This window comes from Brevundimonas pondensis (genome assembly GCF_017487345.1).
In the GTDB taxonomy this organism is placed as follows: Bacteria; Pseudomonadota; Alphaproteobacteria; order Caulobacterales; family Caulobacteraceae; genus Brevundimonas; species Brevundimonas pondensis.
In genome coordinates, this window is the sequence record NZ_CP062006.1 from 1,655,819 (window position 1) to 1,670,548 (window position 14,730).

The 14,730-nt window shown below is 66.0% G+C and carries 11 protein-coding genes and 1 tRNA gene; 5 read left to right on the plus strand and 7 right to left on the minus strand.

The features are described from left to right. The first annotated feature begins 66 nt into the window (after nt 1–66). Entirely contained in the window at nt 67–957 is an 891-nt protein-coding gene (locus IFE19_RS08265) for an ABC transporter ATP-binding protein (protein ID WP_207827156.1), read from the plus strand. 10 nt (nt 958–967) lie between these two features. Beyond that, nucleotides 968–4,543 (plus strand): ABC transporter permease/M1 family aminopeptidase, encoded by a 3,576-nt coding sequence (locus tag IFE19_RS08270; RefSeq protein ID WP_207827158.1) that lies wholly within the window; start codon nt 968–970, stop codon nt 4,541–4,543. Between the two features lie 188 nt (nt 4,544–4,731). Here the strand turns inward: IFE19_RS08270 and IFE19_RS08275 are convergent. From IFE19_RS08275 to IFE19_RS08285, 3 genes are all read right to left on the minus strand, one after another. After that, nucleotides 4,732–4,808, minus strand: a tRNA-Asp gene (locus IFE19_RS08275). Between the two features lie 99 nt (nt 4,809–4,907). Then, nucleotides 4,908–5,450 carry a GNAT family N-acetyltransferase gene (locus IFE19_RS08280; protein WP_207827159.1) on the minus strand — a complete coding sequence of 181 codons (543 nt, stop codon included), beginning with the start codon at nt 5,448–5,450 and terminating at the stop codon, nt 4,908–4,910. Then, nucleotides 5,447–7,669, minus strand: coding sequence for a S9 family peptidase (locus tag IFE19_RS08285; protein ID WP_207827160.1), 2,223 nt, complete (start codon nt 7,667–7,669; stop codon nt 5,447–5,449). Before IFE19_RS08285 ends, IFE19_RS08280 begins: the two co-directional genes overlap by 4 nt. Nucleotides 7,670–7,735: 66 nt before the next feature. Here IFE19_RS08285 and IFE19_RS08290 point away from each other — a divergent pair, with 66 nt between their 5' ends. Next, the gene (locus IFE19_RS08290; protein WP_207827161.1) at nt 7,736–8,542 is read left to right on the plus strand and encodes a trypsin-like serine peptidase; all 807 of its coding nucleotides are present in this window, start codon (nt 7,736–7,738) and stop codon (nt 8,540–8,542) included. Between the two features lie 54 nt (nt 8,543–8,596). Here IFE19_RS08290 and IFE19_RS08295 read toward each other — a convergent pair whose 3' ends face one another. After that, entirely contained in the window at nt 8,597–10,381 is a 1,785-nt protein-coding gene (locus IFE19_RS08295; RefSeq protein ID WP_207827487.1) for an acyl-CoA dehydrogenase, read from the minus strand. 122 nt (nt 10,382–10,503) lie between these two features. Here IFE19_RS08295 and IFE19_RS08300 point away from each other — a divergent pair, with 122 nt between their 5' ends. Together IFE19_RS08300 and IFE19_RS08305 are read left to right on the plus strand one after the other, a co-directional pair. Next, complete coding sequence (locus IFE19_RS08300; RefSeq protein ID WP_207827162.1) at nt 10,504–11,055, plus strand: cytochrome b; 552 nt, start codon at nt 10,504–10,506, stop codon at nt 11,053–11,055. Then, entirely contained in the window at nt 11,052–11,972 is a 921-nt protein-coding gene (locus IFE19_RS08305; protein ID WP_207827163.1) for an L-threonylcarbamoyladenylate synthase, read from the plus strand. Before IFE19_RS08300 ends, IFE19_RS08305 begins: the two co-directional genes overlap by 4 nt. Here the strand turns inward: IFE19_RS08305 and IFE19_RS08310 are convergent. The 3 genes from IFE19_RS08310 to yaaA all read right to left on the minus strand — a co-directional run bounded on the left by IFE19_RS08310 (nt 11,969) and on the right by yaaA (nt 14,668). After that, nucleotides 11,969–13,009 (minus strand): patatin-like phospholipase family protein, encoded by a 1,041-nt coding sequence (locus IFE19_RS08310; protein ID WP_207827164.1) that lies wholly within the window; start codon nt 13,007–13,009, stop codon nt 11,969–11,971. The genes IFE19_RS08305 and IFE19_RS08310 overlap by 4 nt on opposite strands. 22 nt (nt 13,010–13,031) lie before the next feature. After that, the gene (locus IFE19_RS08315; RefSeq protein WP_207827165.1) at nt 13,032–13,829 is read right to left on the minus strand and encodes a 3-hydroxybutyrate dehydrogenase; all 798 of its coding nucleotides are present in this window, start codon (nt 13,827–13,829) and stop codon (nt 13,032–13,034) included. Between the two features lie 65 nt (nt 13,830–13,894). Then, the gene (gene yaaA, locus IFE19_RS08320; RefSeq protein ID WP_207827490.1) at nt 13,895–14,668 is read right to left on the minus strand and encodes a peroxide stress protein YaaA; all 774 of its coding nucleotides are present in this window, start codon (nt 14,666–14,668) and stop codon (nt 13,895–13,897) included. Nucleotides 14,669–14,730 lie beyond the last annotated feature (62 nt).

The following is a 14,730-nucleotide window of genomic DNA, read 5'->3' on the forward strand; positions in this document are numbered from 1 at the left end:
TTGTAACTTGAAGAGCAGGCGTTGAATCCGTCAGCGTAAAGCACCTTTTACACGCGGGGGCGCTTCATGCTGACCATCAATAATCTGGTCCATGTCTACGGCAATGGGACACGGGCTCTGGACGACGTCAGCCTGACGATTCCGACCGGCATGTTCGGCCTGCTGGGCCCGAACGGGGCGGGCAAGTCGACGCTGATGCGGACCATCGCCACCCTGCAGAGCCCGACCTCGGGCGAGATTCGCTTCGGCGACATCGACGTGATCCGCCAGCCGGAGCTGCTGCGCCGCACCCTGGGCTATCTGCCTCAGGACTTCGGCGTCTATCCGCGCGTCTCGGCCTACGACATGCTGGATCACATGGCGGTGCTGAAGGGCATAGCCGACGGCAAGGAACGCAAGCAGACGGTCGAGGCCCTGCTGAACCAGGTCAATCTGTGGAGCGTCCGCAAGAAGGCCCTGGCCGGGTTCTCGGGCGGGATGCGCCAGCGCTTCGGCATCGCTCAGGCCCTGATCGGCAATCCGCGCCTGATCATCGTCGATGAGCCCACCGCCGGCCTGGACCCGGAGGAGCGCAACCGCTTCCTCAACCTCCTGGCCGAGATCGGCGAGAACGTGGTGGTCATCCTGTCGACCCATATCGTCGAGGACGTGGCCGACCTGTGCCCGCGCATGGCGGTGCTGGCGAGCGGCAAGATCCAGCTGGAGGGCGCGCCGCTGGAGCTGATGAAGCAGATGTCCGGTCGCGTCTGGAAGAAGGCCATCGCCAAGGAGGCCCTGCCTGAGCACCGTGCCCGCTTCGAGGTCATCTCGACGCGCCTGTTCGCCGGTCAGACGGTGATCCACGTCCTGGCTGACGCCAAGCCGGGCGAGGGCTTCGAGCCGGCCTCGGGGGGTCTGGAGGACGTCTACTTCTCGACCCTGGCCGCCTCGCGCCGTCCTGTCGCTCAAGCTGCCTGAGGCCCGGATCATGTTCGGGAAAGTCGCGGCCTTCGAGTTCCGCTATCAGCTTCGCCAGCCCGCCTTCTGGGTTATCGCCATCCTCTTCTTCCTGCTGAGCTTCGGCTCGGTCGCCAGCCCCAACGTCAGCGTCGGCTCGGGTGGCAATGTCTTCAAGAACGCGCCGTTCGCCATTGCTCAGGCTCATCTGATCTTCAATCTGTTCTTCATGCTGGCGACGACGGCCATCGTCGCCAATGTCGTGGTGCGTGACGCCACGACGGGCTTCGGCCCCATGATCCAGTCCAGCCGGTTGTCGAAGTTCGACTACCTATACGGCCGCTTCCTCGGCGCCTTCGCTGTCGTGGCCCTGGCCTTCTTGTCGGTGGCTTTGGGCATCCTGATCGGCACGTTGATGCCGTGGGTGGACAAGGAGACGGTCGGGCCGTTCCGTCCGCTGGACTATCTCTATGGCTTCGTCGTCATGGGCCTGCCGGGGCTGCTGTTCAGCTCGGCGGTCTTCTTCACCCTGGCGACGGTGACCCGTTCGATGATGGCGACCTATGTCGGCGTTGTCGGGGTCTTCATCTTCTACATGACCACAACCTCGGTCTTCGGCTCCAAGCCGGAGCTGGAGACCCTGGTGGCCTGGCTGGAGCCCTTCGGCGCCGGCGCCTATGGTCTGGCGACCAAGTACTGGACCTCGGCCGAACGCAACACGATCAACGCGCCGCTGACCGGCCTGCTGCTGGGCAATAAGCTGCTGTGGCTGGGCGTTAGCCTGGCCTTCCTGGCCGCCGCCTATCCCCTTTATCGCCCGTCGCCGCGCGGATCGAAGCTACGCAAGCAGGAGAAGCTGAAGGCGATGGCCGAGGCCTCGCCGGACGCCGCCGCCCCTGTCGCCCCCCTGGCGTCGCCCACCTATGGCTTCAAGGCCGGTTGGGCTCAGCTGGTCTCGCGAACGGTCTTCGAGATGAAGGCCGTGTTCAAGAGCCCGGCCTATTTCGTCATGCTGGCCCTGGGCTTCGCTTTCGGCATCGCCGTCCTGTTGTTCGCGGGCGAGATGTACGGCGCGCCGGTCCTGCCAGTGACGCGCGTGGTGATCGAGACGCTGGGCAGCTCGTTTGGGCTGATCGTCCTGATCATCGCCATCTATTATTCGGGTGAGCTGGTCTGGCGTGACCGTGAGCGGCGCACGCATGAGATCATCGACTCGACCGCCACGCCTGACTGGACCTTCCTGCTGCCGAAGACCCTGGCCCTGATCCTGGTGCTGGTGTCGACCCTGCTGGCGGCCTCGCTGGCCGGGATGATCGTGCAGACGATCAAGGGCTACACCAACTACGAGATCGGCAAGTACCTGTTCTGGTTCGTGGCGCCTCAGGCAATCAGCTTCGCGTTGATGGCGGTGCTGGCCATCTTTGTGCAGTCGCTGTCGCCGAACAAGTTCGTCGGTTGGGCCGTCATGGTGGTCTATCTGATTTCGACCATCGTCCTGTCCAACATGGGCTTCGACCACATCCTCTACCGCTATGGTTCCGGGACGGGCATGCCGCTGTCAGACATGAACGGACTGGGCAAGTTCGCGGGCTACGCCGCCTGGATGCAGGCCTATTGGTCGGCCTTCGCCATTGTCCTGCTGGTCATCGCCTATGGCCTGTGGCGTCGGGGCGCGGAGACGCGCTTCCTGCCGCGCCTGAAGCGACTGCCGCGCCGCCTGATGGGACCGGCGGGCGTGATCGGAGGCCTCGCCCTGACCGCTTTCGTGGCTCTGGGCGTTTTCAGCTTCATCAACACCAACGTCTGGAACGAGTATCGCAGCCGCGATCAACGCGAGCAGCTGATGGCGGACTATGAAAAGACCCTGCTGAAGTACGAGAAGACGCCTCAACCTTCGATCACCGACGTCAAGCTGGACCTGGACCTCTATCCGCACCAGCCGCGCCTGACGACCAAGGGGACCTATGTCGTCGAGAACCGCACCGGGGCGCCGCTCAATGAGGTGCATCTGCGCTGGAACGACGACCTGAAGATCGTCAGACTGGACGTTCAGGGGGCTACCGTGGCCAAGGAGTGGCCTCAGTTCGAGTACCGCATCTATCGCTTCGCCACGCCCATGCAGCCGGGCGAGAAGCGCACCATCGCCTTTGAGACCGTACTGGAACAGCGCGGCTTCAAGAACAGCGGCGACACCACGCGGATCGTCGACAATGGCACCTTCGTCAACAATGGCGAGTTCGGCCTGACAATCGGCATGGGCCGCGACGGCCTGCTGTCCGATCGCTCCAAGCGCCGTAAGCATGGCTTGCCGGCCGAGCTGCGCATGGCCAAACTGGAGGACGTCAGCGCGCGGGGCCACAACTATATCGGCGCCGACTGGGTCAACGCCGACATCACCGTGACCACGGTCGCCGATCAGACGCCGATCGCGCCGGGCTACAAGGTGTCGGATGTGACGAAGGATGGCCGTCGCACGGCCCGCTTTGTCACCGAGGCCCCTGTGCTGAACTTCTTCTCGGTGCAGTCGGCTGACTACCAGGTGGCCAGGGAGCAGCACGGCCCGATCGAACTGGCCGTCTATTACCACAAGGGTCACGAGCGGAACGTGGCGCGGATGCTGGCGGGGATGAAGGCGTCGCTGGACTACTACGGCACGGCCTTCAGCCCGTACCAGTTCCGTCAGGCTCGGATCATCGAGTTCCCGGCTTACGCCAGCTTCGCCCAGGCCTTCGCCAACACCATGCCCTATTCGGAAGGCCTCGGCTTCATCGCCGACCTGACCGACGAGGAGAAGATCGACTACGTCACCTATGTCACCGCCCACGAGGTCGGACACCAGTGGTGGGCGCACCAGGTGGTCGGTTCGGACCAGCAGGGCTCGACCCTTCTGTCGGAATCCCTGGCGCAATACTCAGCCCTGATGGTGATGGAGAAGCTGTACGGACCCGACAAGATCCGTCGCTTCCTCAAGTATGAGCTGGATCGCTACCTGCGCTCGCGCGGCATGGAGCGGCTGGAGGAGATGCCGCTGCTGCGCATCGAAAACCAGCAGTACATCCACTATCAGAAGGGCGGCCTGGTCATGTACCTGCTGCGCGATCAGATCGGCGAGGAGGCGGTGAACCGCGCCCTGCGTCGGGTGCTGGCGCAGTACGCCTTCAAGTCCGCGCCTTATCCGCGCTCGCTGGACCTGGTTGCAGCGCTGCGCGCCGAGGCTCCGGCGGACAAGCAGGCCCTGATCACCGACCTATTCGAGAAGATCACCCTGTATGACGTGAAGACCAAGTCGGTCACGGCGACCAAGCGCGCCGACGGCAAGTGGGACGTCGCCCTGACGGTCGAGGCCCGCAAGCTGTACGCCGACGGCAAGGGCGAGGAGACCGAAGCCCCGTTGAGCGAAACCTTCGACGTCGGTCTGTTCTCGGCCGAGCCGGGCAAGGGGGCGTTTGACCAGAAGTCGGTCATGCTGATGGAGCGTCGTCCCCTGCGCAGCGGAACCCAGGTCTTCCGCTTCGTCACGGACCAGAAGCCGGCCTTTGCAGGGATCGACCCCTACAACCGCTGGATCGACCGCAACTCGGACGACAACGTCAAGCCGATCACCTGATCGGTTGAGACGCGGAAATGAAGGGGGGGAGGGCGGCGTCGCTCTCCCCTTTTTTCATGGAGGAGCGGGCGCGCGAAAGAGGCCGTGACCCAGGGCGCAGGCAAAAGCGCAGCGGCCCAAGGACCGCTGTTCGTTTCTGATTTCAGGATTGAAGAGGCGGTGTGCGCCATTCTCTTCGCTGAAGAGAATGGCGCGAGTGACGGGGCTCGAACCCGCGACCTCCGGCGTGACAGGCCGGCACTCTAACCAACTGAGCTACACCCGCGTTTCCCTCCGCGAGGAGGAGAAGTGCGGATTAAGGGCGACTCATGATGGGGTCAAGCGCAATGTGAGAGGTTGCTGAAATTATCTGCGAATTCAGCTTCTAGCGCCCGCAATCCAGGCCGAGCGCATCGGGGGCGGCAGCTGCTCCGAGGCCGAGCGCCTTCTGCATGAAGACGACGTCGCGCCAGGCGTCGAACTTCCATCCGGCGGCGTGAAAGACGCCTACGCGCTCGAACCCCGCGGCGGCGTGCAGGGCGATGGAGCCGTCGTTGGCGCTGTCGCCGATCACCGCCACCATCTGACGCATGCCCAAGACCTCGCAGGCGCTCAGCAGAGCCTCCAGCAAGGCCTTGCCGACACCCCGTCCTCGAAACGCCTCGGACACATAGATCGAGTCCTCGACCATGAAGCGATAGGCGGCGCGCAGGCGGTAAGGGCCGGCGTAGGCGTAGCCCGCCACCTGACCGTCGATCTCGGCGACCAGCACCGGCAGGCCCAGCGCCGCTGGCGCTGCCAGGCGCGCCCGCATCTCATCGGCAGAGGGGACGTCCAACTCGAAGGTCCCCGTGCCGTTCAGCACGCTGTCGGCGTAGATGGCCGTGACGGCGGCCACGTCGGCTTCCGTGAACGGCCGAACGATCACGCCTTTTCCCAGCCCTTGTCGATAGCCCAGACGGCGAAGGCATAGTCGTGAGCGACGTCCTTCAGATAGTCGAAACGGCCCGACGAACTGAAGTGCCCCGCCGTCATGTTGATCTTCAGCAAGACCGGTTTGCCGGAGGTCGTCGCGGGCCGCAGCTTGGCGACCCACTTCTCCGGCTCCCAATAGGTGACGCGCGGGTCGGACAGACCGCCGGTCGCCAGCACGGCCGGATAGGGCCTGGGCTCGATCTGATCGTAGGGGCTGTAGCTGTACATGTAGTCGTAAGCGGCGGCGTCCTCGATCGGGTTGCCCCACTCGGGCCATTCCGGCGGGGTGAGCGGCAGGCTTGTGTCCGACATGGTGTTGATCACGTCCACAAAGGGCACGCTGCCGATCACCCCGGCCCACAGGTCAGGCCGCATATTGGTGACCGCGCCCATCAGCAGGCCGCCGGCCGAGCCGCCCTGGGCCACGATCTTGCCGGCCGTGGCGTAGTTCCGCTCGATCAAGTGCTCGGCGGCGGCGACGAAGTCAGTGAAGGTGTTCTTTTTGGTCATCCGCCGGGCGCTGAGGAACCAGTTCCAGCCCTTGTCCGAGCCGCCGCGAATATGGGCGATGGCGTAGATGAAGCCGCGGTCCACCAGCGACAGCCGGTTGGTCGAAAAGCTGGCCGCCATGGGGATGCCGTAGGAGCCGTAGCCGTAGAGCAGCAGGGGCGCCGAGCCGTCGACCGGCGTGTCCTTGCGACGCAGCACCGTCACCGGCACCAACTCGCCGTCCGAGGCCGGGGCGTTCAGCCGCTCGACCACATAGTCCGCCGGATTGTGGCCCGAGGGCACTTCCTGAACCTTGCGCAGGGTCCGCTCGCGCGTCTTCAGGTCGTAGTCATAGGTCGAGGTCGGGGTGGACGGCGAGTTGTAGCCATAGCGCATGACCGTGGTGTCGAACTCCGACGCCCCGCCCAGAGACAGGGCGTAGGCAGGCTCGTTCACGGCGATCTCGTGCTCGGCGCCCGAACGGTCGCGGATGACGATCTTGGTATTGGCGTCGGCGCGCTCCTGACGACCCAGGTAGTCCTTCACCAGGGCCACGCCCTCGATGAAACGACCGGGCGTATGCGGGATCAGGTCTTTCCAGTTCGCCTTGGCAGGGGAAGCGGTCGGAGCCTGGACCACCTTGAAGTCGATGGCGTCGTCGGCGTTGGTGCGGATCACCCAGCGGTCGCCCCAGTGGTCCAGATCATAGAGGCGGCCCTCGTGACGCGGCTCGACCACGACCGGGGTCGCCGTGGGCGTCGCACCGGGAATGATGCGGCCTTCGGAGGTTTCCTGGTTGCCGATGCCGATGATGATGAAGGCGTCGTCCGAGGTGCGGCCGACGCTCTGGAACATGCCGTCGTCGGTTTCCTCATAGACCAGGGTGGTCTCGCCGCCGCGCGCGGGGCGGCGGAAGATCTTGTCCGGGCGACCGTTGTCGTCGCGGTTGGTCCAGAAGATCCACTGGCTGTCGGGCGAGAAGGTGAAGTTCTCGGTCGCCGATTCGATGGGGTTGGGCAGGACCTCGCCGGTCGCCAGATCCTTGACGTAGATCTTGTAGACCTCGGAACCTTGGGCGTCCTCGGCATAGGCGAACAGGGCGTGGTCGGGGCTGTGCTCGGTAGAGGAGACCTCCGAATAGGCCTTGCCCTCGGCCAGGGCATTGCAGTTCAGCAGGAGCTGAGGCGTCGGCGCCTTGATGAAGTTCTTGGTGACCGGCTGGCCGTCCATCATCCAGGTACCCTGGCGCTCAACCCGCATGTAGCGCGGGTGCTGCTCGCCGGTGCGGTACTCCGTGAAATACTCCCAGGCCCCGTTGGCGGCGGGGACGGAACTGTCGTCTTCCTTGATGCGGCCCTTCATTTCCTCGAACATCGCGGCCTGCAGCGGCAGGGTCGAGGCCATGACGGATTCGCGATAGGCGTTCTCGGCTGTCAGGTGTTCCTTGACGTCGGCCTTGATCAGCGACGGATCGCGCAGCACGGCCTGCCAGTTGTCGTCCTTCATCCACTGATAGTCGTCGGTGCGGACGCGGCCCAACTGTTCGATACGGACGGGGACCTTCTTGGCGACAGGCGGTTGGGGCAGGGACATCGAGGCTCCGGTAGTCGAACGGGCGAGGGCGGGGGAGGCGGCAGTCAGGCCGATGGCGGCGGTCGAGGCGATCAGTTCGCGGCGATTCATGAAGCAGGCTCCCCCAATGGTTCGGGCGGACCTTGTGCGCGTGAACGGGCCGCGTCAAATGGCGGAATGATCACTCAGGACGTCCCGCCCGCACCGCCCGCCGTCGTCACGCCCGCCCCGTGGGACCTGACGGTCGGCCTGATCAACGCCACGGTGCAGCTCGACCAGCCCCTGGACGCAAGCACGCGCAAGGTCGGCACGGGCTTCCTGATTTCCGCGCCGAAGCCGGACGGGACGCCGCGCGTGGTGCTGGTCACCGCCGCCCACGTTTTCAACGTCATGCCGGGCAGCGAAGCGCGCATCGGCTGGCGCACGCCCGAGGCGGACGGGGCGTGGAAGTTCACGCCGGGCCCTATCGCCATCCGCGACGCGGCCGGGATTCCCCTGTGGACCCAGCACCCCGAGCGCGACGTGGCGGTGATGGAGATCACCGCGCCCGACGCCTTCGCTCAGGCCGCCATCCCAATGGGCTGGCTGGCCGATGACAACACCTTCGACCGCTGGCGCGTCGGGCCGGGTGACGAACTGATGGCGCTGGGCTATCCGCACGGCCTTTCGGCCAACAAGGCGGGCTTCCCGATCCTGCGTCTGGGTCGGATCAGCTCCTGGCCGCTGACGCCCATCCGCCACTTCCCGATCTTCCTGCTGGATTTCGCCGTCTCGCAGGGCAACTCGGGCGGGCCGGTGTTCTGGACGCCCGCCGTAGATCGCCTGCCGGGAGCGCCGACGCCCGATCACCCCTATATCGCCGGGGTGCTGGTGCAGGAGGTTCAAGGCGGAGGCGAGGGACTGGAACTGGGCGTCGTCGCTCATGCCCAATATGTGCGTGAGGCGATCGCGCTGCTCGATCAGCCCGCGTCGCTCGCCCCGTAGCGGCCCCTGCGGCCCCGGATAGGCGCAGGCGCCTTCCGGGGTGACAGTTGCTCGTTAGCCCGCCAGAGCTTCGACGCTCAGGCCTTGCAATAGTTCACCGCCCTGACCCACGCCGGCCAGACGACTGGAGACATGGCCGAGCACGTTGGCGGCGTAGAGTTCATAGAGGTCCAGCTTGCCTTGCAGCCAGGCGGGATCGCCATTGCCGGCGTCGAGGCGGGCTTTGGCCGCCAGAGCGCCCTTGGCCAGCATCCAGCCGCCGACCACGTCGCCCATCAGCTTCAGATAGGCGTCGGCGCCGGCCAGAACGTCGGCGGCGCCGTCAGCGGCGGCCTTGCGGTCCAGCAGCCACAGCGTGGCGTCCTCGACGGCTTCGATGGCCGTGGCGAAACGCTCGACCGGCTTGCCGTCAAAGAGGCGGTCGATCTGGGCCAGGGTGGCCTTCATGTCGGCGATCAGGGCCTTGGCGGAATCGCCACCGTCCATCGACAGCTTGCGACCGACCAGGTCCATGGCCTGGATGCCGTTGGTGCCCTCGTAGATCGGGGTGATGCGGGCGTCGCGATAGTATTGGGCCGCGCCGGTCTCCTCGATGAAGCCCATACCGCCGTGGACCTGAACGCCCAGCGAAGCGACCTCGCAGCCGACGTCGGTGGACCAGGCCTTGGCGATGGGGGTGAACAGGTCTTCGCGGCCCTTCCACAGCTTGCGGTCGGCCTCGGTGGCGGCGTGCTTGGCCAGGTCAGCAGCGACGCCGGTGGACAGGCAGATGGCGCGGGCGGCGGCGATCTTGGCCTTCATGACGCCCAGGGTGCGGCGTACGTCCGGGTGGTCGAAGATCGGGGCGTTCTTCTCACCGGTCCAGACGCTGCGGCCCTGACGGCGCTCCAGCGCATAGGCCAGGGCATGCTGGTAGGCGCGCTCGGCGACGCCGACACCTTCGACGCCGACGGCCAGACGGGCGGCGTTCATCATCACGAACATATGGGCGAGGCCCTCGTTCGGACGGCCGACCAGCTCGGCGCGGGCGCCTTCATAGGCCATGACGCAGGTGGGCGAGGCGTGGATGCCCAGCTTGTGCTCGACCCCGACCGGGTGGAAGGCGTTGCGTTCGCCCAGCGAGCCGTCGGCGTTGACGGCGAACTTGGGCGTCAGGAACAGGCTGATACCCTTGGGGCCCGCAGGGGCGTCGGGCAGGCGGGCCAGCACCAGGTGGACGATGTTGTCCGTGGCGTCGTGGTCGCCCCAGGTGATGAAGATCTTCTGGCCGTTCAGGGCATAGGTCCCGTCCCCGTTCGGCGTGGCCGTGGTGGTCAGGGCGCCCAGATCCGAACCGGCGTGCGGCTCGGTCAGCACCATGGCGCCGGTCCATTCGCCGCTGACCAACTTGGGCAGATAGGTTGATTTCTGATGCTCGTTGCCGACCTGCTCCAGCGCCTCGATCGAGGCCAGCGACAGCATGGGGCACAGGCCGAAAGCCATGTTGGCGGCGTGGACGGTTTCATAGGCCGCCAGTTCCAGCGCCTTGGGCAGGGCCTGGCCGCCGGCCTCGACCGAAGCGGTCAGGCCGGTCCAGCCGCCTTCAGCGAACTGCTTGTAGGCATCCACGAAACCGGGGGCGGCGGTGACGGCGCCATTGGCGTACTTGGCGCCCGCCAGATCACCGGGACGGTTCAGCGGGGCCAGGACCTGCTCCGAGAACTGGCCCGCGGCCTCCAGAACTGCGCCCATGACGTCGGCGTCGTAGTCAGCAAAAGCGCCGGTAGCGGCGACCTGATCAATGCCGGCGACGGCTTCCAGGGCGAAGGCGAGGTCACGGACGGGGGCGCGGTAGCTCATGGCGGTCTCCAGAATCTTCAACATGCTTCTGACGCCCGAGAGGTCATTGATGCAAGGGCGCTTGGACTTTGGTTGCGGTTCACGCCACTCTCTGCCTCAGTGCCGTCGCGGAAGGAAAGACCTTGGCCGAACCCCGGAACCGCTATTCGACCGTCTCGCTGATCCTGCATTGGGTCATCGCTCTGGCCGTGGTCGCCCAGGTTGCGCTGATCATGGCGCATGACGCGACCGAGGGGCCGCTGTCGCGCGAGTTTGTTCAGATGCACAAGGCGGTCGGCCTGACCATTCTGGTGCTGACGCTGGGCCGAATCGGCTGGCGGCTGGCCAATCCGTTGATCGCGCTGCCAGTCGAGATGCCGAAGTGGGAGCGGGTTCTGGCGCGGACGACGCAGATCGCCTTCTACGTCGTGCTTTTAGCCATGCCCTTGACCGGATGGTTGGCGTCTTCGGCGAGCGGGCGTGAGATCAGCTGGTTCGGCCTGTTCCAGTGGCCCCTGCTGCCGGTCGGTGGCGGGCGCGAGGCGGCAGGTCAGTTCATGGACGTCCACAGCGCTGTAGCCAAGCTGCTCTATGGGCTGATCGTCCTGCACGTCGTGGGGGCGCTGAAGCATCAGTTCATCAGCCGGGACAATGTGCTGCACCGTATGATTCCGCTGATCCCGCGCCGGCCATGAAGGGCGACACTCCCGAAATCGCCGCCGAGGCGCTGAAGACCGGGCGGCTGGTCATCCTGCCGACCGAGACGGTGTATGGCCTGGCGGCCGACGCCGCGAACCCGCAGGCGGTGGCCCGCATCTTCGAGGCGAAGGGAAGACCGCGCTTCAACCCCTTGATCGCCCACGTCGCCAATGCGCTGGACGCCGAGATGGTCGCCGTCTTTGACGACCGCGCACGGGCCCTGGCCGAGGCCTTCTGGCCTGGCCCCCTGACCATTGTCGCGCCGGTACGCGACCGCGAACGGGTCTGCGATCTGGCCCGCGCCGGTTTGGACAGCGTGGCCGTGCGCGTGCCGGGTCATCCACGGGCGCGCGCGGTGATCGCGGCCTTTGGCGGGGCCGTGGTGGCGCCCTCGGCCAACCGTTCAGGGCGGCCCAGCCCGACCACCTTTGACGACGCGATGGAAGAGACCGGCCAGTCGGTCGGCGCCGCCGTGGACGGCGGGCCCTGCGCGGTCGGCGTGGAAAGCACGGTCGTGTCCGTGCTGGACGGGCAGGTCGCCCTGCTGCGTCCCGGTTCGGTGACGCGCGAGGAGATCGAGGCCGTGGTCGGCCCGCTGGCCGAAAATGGGCAGGGACATCGCTCTCCCGGTCGCCTGGCCCTGCATTACGCCCCTGACGCCCCCGTGCGGATCGAGGCCGAGGCGGCGAACGACGGCGAAATCCTGCTGGGCTTCGGCCCCGGCGTAGGCGAGCCGCGCTGGAGCCTGAGCCCGACCGGCGACCTTCGCGAGGCGGCGGCTAATCTGTTCCGGCTGCTGCGCGAGGCGGACCGCACCAGGCCCGCCGGCATCGCGGTGTCGCCTATCCCGCACAAGGGCCTGGGCGAGGCGATCAATGACCGTCTGCGTCGTGCGGCGGGTTTTGTCGGCTAGAGGAAACGAGCTTTCAGGTCGACGCTGGAGGTTTTGCCGACCTGCGACGCGCAGGTTTCCAGCCATTGTTCCGCCGCCTGACGACCGCGCGACTTCAGATCGTTGAGGAAGCTCCATTCCGTGTCGAACTTGGTCGACAGCGACAGGCTGCCCAGCCAGTCGTCGACCTCGATGGCGTGCATACGGACGGCGCGGTGGCGGTCTTCGTTGCGGCTGAGCTTACCCTCGGCGATCAGGTCCTGAACGAAGGCGACGGCGCGCAGTTCTGCGACCAGGGGCGCGTTGAACAGGATCTCGTTCAGACGGTCCATGATCTCGCCCGCCTCGCGCGGGGCCTCGTCGCGGACGAAGGGGTTCAGCGGCAGCAGCAGGATATCGTCGGGCGTATCAGCGTAGAACAGCGGCCACAGCGCGGGGTTGGCCAGGTAGCCGCCATCCCAATAGGGCTCGCCCTCGATCTCGACGGCATGGAACAGGTGGGGCAGGCAGGCCGAGGCCAGCAGGACGTCGGGGGTGATCTCGGACGTCTTGAACAGGCGCGACCGACCGGCGCGGACCGCCGTGGTCGAGACGATCAACTGGATGTCTGAACCGCGCACCGCCTCGAAATCAACGACGGTTTCGAGCACCCGCTTCAACGGGTTCAGGTTGAAGGGGTTGAAGGCATAGGGGCTCATGGACATGGCCAGGGTCTCGCCCGCCTTCCACATGGGCGTGTCCTTGAGCCAGCCGGGCGTCAGGGCCCTGGACCAGATGGCGCTGTCGCCAAAGACGTTGCGGCCGCCGGCCTGATTGACCTCGCGCCACAGCCTGTCCAGCGCGGCGCGAGCGCCCTCGGCGCCGCCGTGCTCCAGTCCCGTGATCAGAGCCGCAGCGTTCATCGCCCCCGCCGAGGCGGCGGTGACGGCGCGAATGTCGAGGATGTCGGCCTCCAGCAGCCGATCCAGCACGCCCCACTGAAAGGCGCCGTGCGAGCCGCCGCCCTGGAGCGCGAGACAGATGGGATGGCGGTCGGGCTGTGACTTCGACTTGGCCATCCATCCGCCCTCGTTCAGACCGCTATTGCGCGGTCCAGCCGCCGTCAACCGAGTAGTGCGAGCCGTTGGCCGAGGCCCCGAGGTCGGACACCAGATAGAGGAAGATGCCCGCCAGTTCGTCGGTCGTGACGAAGCGTTTGGTCGGCTGCGAGCCGAGAATGACGTTCTTCATCACGTCCTCGGGCGTCATGCCGCGCGTGCGAGCCTGGTCCTCGATCTGCTTGGCGACGATGGGGGTCTCGACGAAGCCAGGGCAGATGGCGTTGCAGGTGATGTTGTCCTGCGCCAGTTCCAGGGCCACTGTCTTGGTGAAGCCGATCACCCCATGCTTGGCGGCGACATAGGCCGACTTGAATGGGCTGGCGACCAGGCCGTGGGCCGAGGCGATGTTGACGATCCGACCGCGGCCTTGCGCCTTCATGATCGGGATCGCCGCCTTGGTGGCGTAGAAGGTCGAGGACAGGTTGATGGCGATGATCTTCTCCCAGGCATCGGCGGGAAAATTCTCGACGGCTTCGACATGCTGGATGCCGGCGTTGTTGACCAGGATGTCGAGGCGGCCCAACTCGCGATGCGCGGTAGCGACCATGTCGGCGATCTGATCCGGCTGGGTCATGTCGGCGGGGTGGTAGAGGACGCGAACGCCCGTCTCGGCGGCCAGATCGGCGCGGGTCTGTTCGATGACGGCGGGGTCGCCCAAGCCGTTCAGGACCACGTCGCCGCCGCATTGCGCGACGGCGCGCGCCAGAGCCAGGCCGATGCCCGAGGTCGAGCCGGAGACGACGGCCACCTGGCCCTTGAGATCGTTCATGGCGAACATGCGGAGAGAACCCGTGAATTAGCTATGCTGCAACGCAGCCTAACCGCAGTCGTTCAATCTGGCGATCAGGAATTTCCTTCCCTGATGAATATCCAGTCCGCCTCGGTCGAAAGCGCCTTGTCGAAGCGGTAACCGTCGCGGTCGAAGGCCTTGAGATCTTCGGCCTTCTCGATGCGGTTCTCGATGGCGTAGCGGGCCATCGCGCCACGCGCCTTCTTGGCGAAGAAGGAGATGATGCGGGCCTCGCCGTCCTTTCGCTCCTTGAAGTGAGGCGTGACCAGCGGCAGCTTCAGCGCCTTGGCGTCGACGGCGCCGAAGTATTCCTGGCTGGCCAGATTGACCAGGGTGCGGTCGGGCAGGGGCGCCGCGTCCTCGTTCAGGCGCAGAGAGATGCGTTCGCCCCAGAAGTCATAGAGGTTGGCGCCGCGCCTGGTCTTCAGGCGGATGCCCATTTCCAGACGATAGGGCTGGATAGCGTCGAGCGGACGCAGCAGGCCGTAGAAGCCCGACAGGATACGCAGGTGATCCTGAGCCCAGGCCAGATCGTCGGGGGCCAGGGAGCGGGCGTCCAGACCGTCATAGACGTCGCCGGCGAAGGCGAAGACGGCCTGCAGTGCGCCCTCGGTCGTCTCATTGTCGAAGGACTGGAAACGCTCGTAGTTCAGGTCCGCCAGGGCGTCGGAGATCGACATCAGGCGGCGAAGGTCGGCGCGGCTCAGCTTCTTGGTGACTTTCGCCAGTTCCGCCGTCTCGTCGGCGCATCGACGCGAGGTCGAAGCCACGTCGAGGGCGGGGGGCGTGAAGTCCAGCCGTTTGGCCGGGGACAGGACGATCAGCAAGGCGACACAGGCTCCGAAATATCGGGAAGCGGGCCTCATAGGCCGCTTCCGTGACGATTTGA

Coding starts and splice junctions, on each gene's coding strand:
- IFE19_RS08265 (WP_207827156.1), top strand. CDS start 67: ATGCTGACCATCAATAATCTGGTCCATGTCTACGGCAATGGGACACGG.
- IFE19_RS08270 (WP_207827158.1), top strand. CDS start 968: ATGTTCGGGAAAGTCGCGGCCTTCGAGTTCCGCTATCAGCTTCGCCAG.
- IFE19_RS08285 (WP_207827160.1), bottom strand. CDS start 7,669: ATGAATCGCCGCGAACTGATCGCCTCGACCGCCGCCATCGGCCTGACT.
- IFE19_RS08290 (WP_207827161.1), top strand. CDS start 7,736: ATGATCACTCAGGACGTCCCGCCCGCACCGCCCGCCGTCGTCACGCCC.
- IFE19_RS08295 (WP_207827487.1), bottom strand. CDS start 10,381: ATGAGCTACCGCGCCCCCGTCCGTGACCTCGCCTTCGCCCTGGAAGCC.
- IFE19_RS08305 (WP_207827163.1), top strand. CDS start 11,052: ATGAAGGGCGACACTCCCGAAATCGCCGCCGAGGCGCTGAAGACCGGG.
- IFE19_RS08310 (WP_207827164.1), bottom strand. CDS start 13,009: ATGGCCAAGTCGAAGTCACAGCCCGACCGCCATCCCATCTGTCTCGCG.
- IFE19_RS08315 (WP_207827165.1), bottom strand. CDS start 13,829: ATGTTCGCCATGAACGATCTCAAGGGCCAGGTGGCCGTCGTCTCCGGC.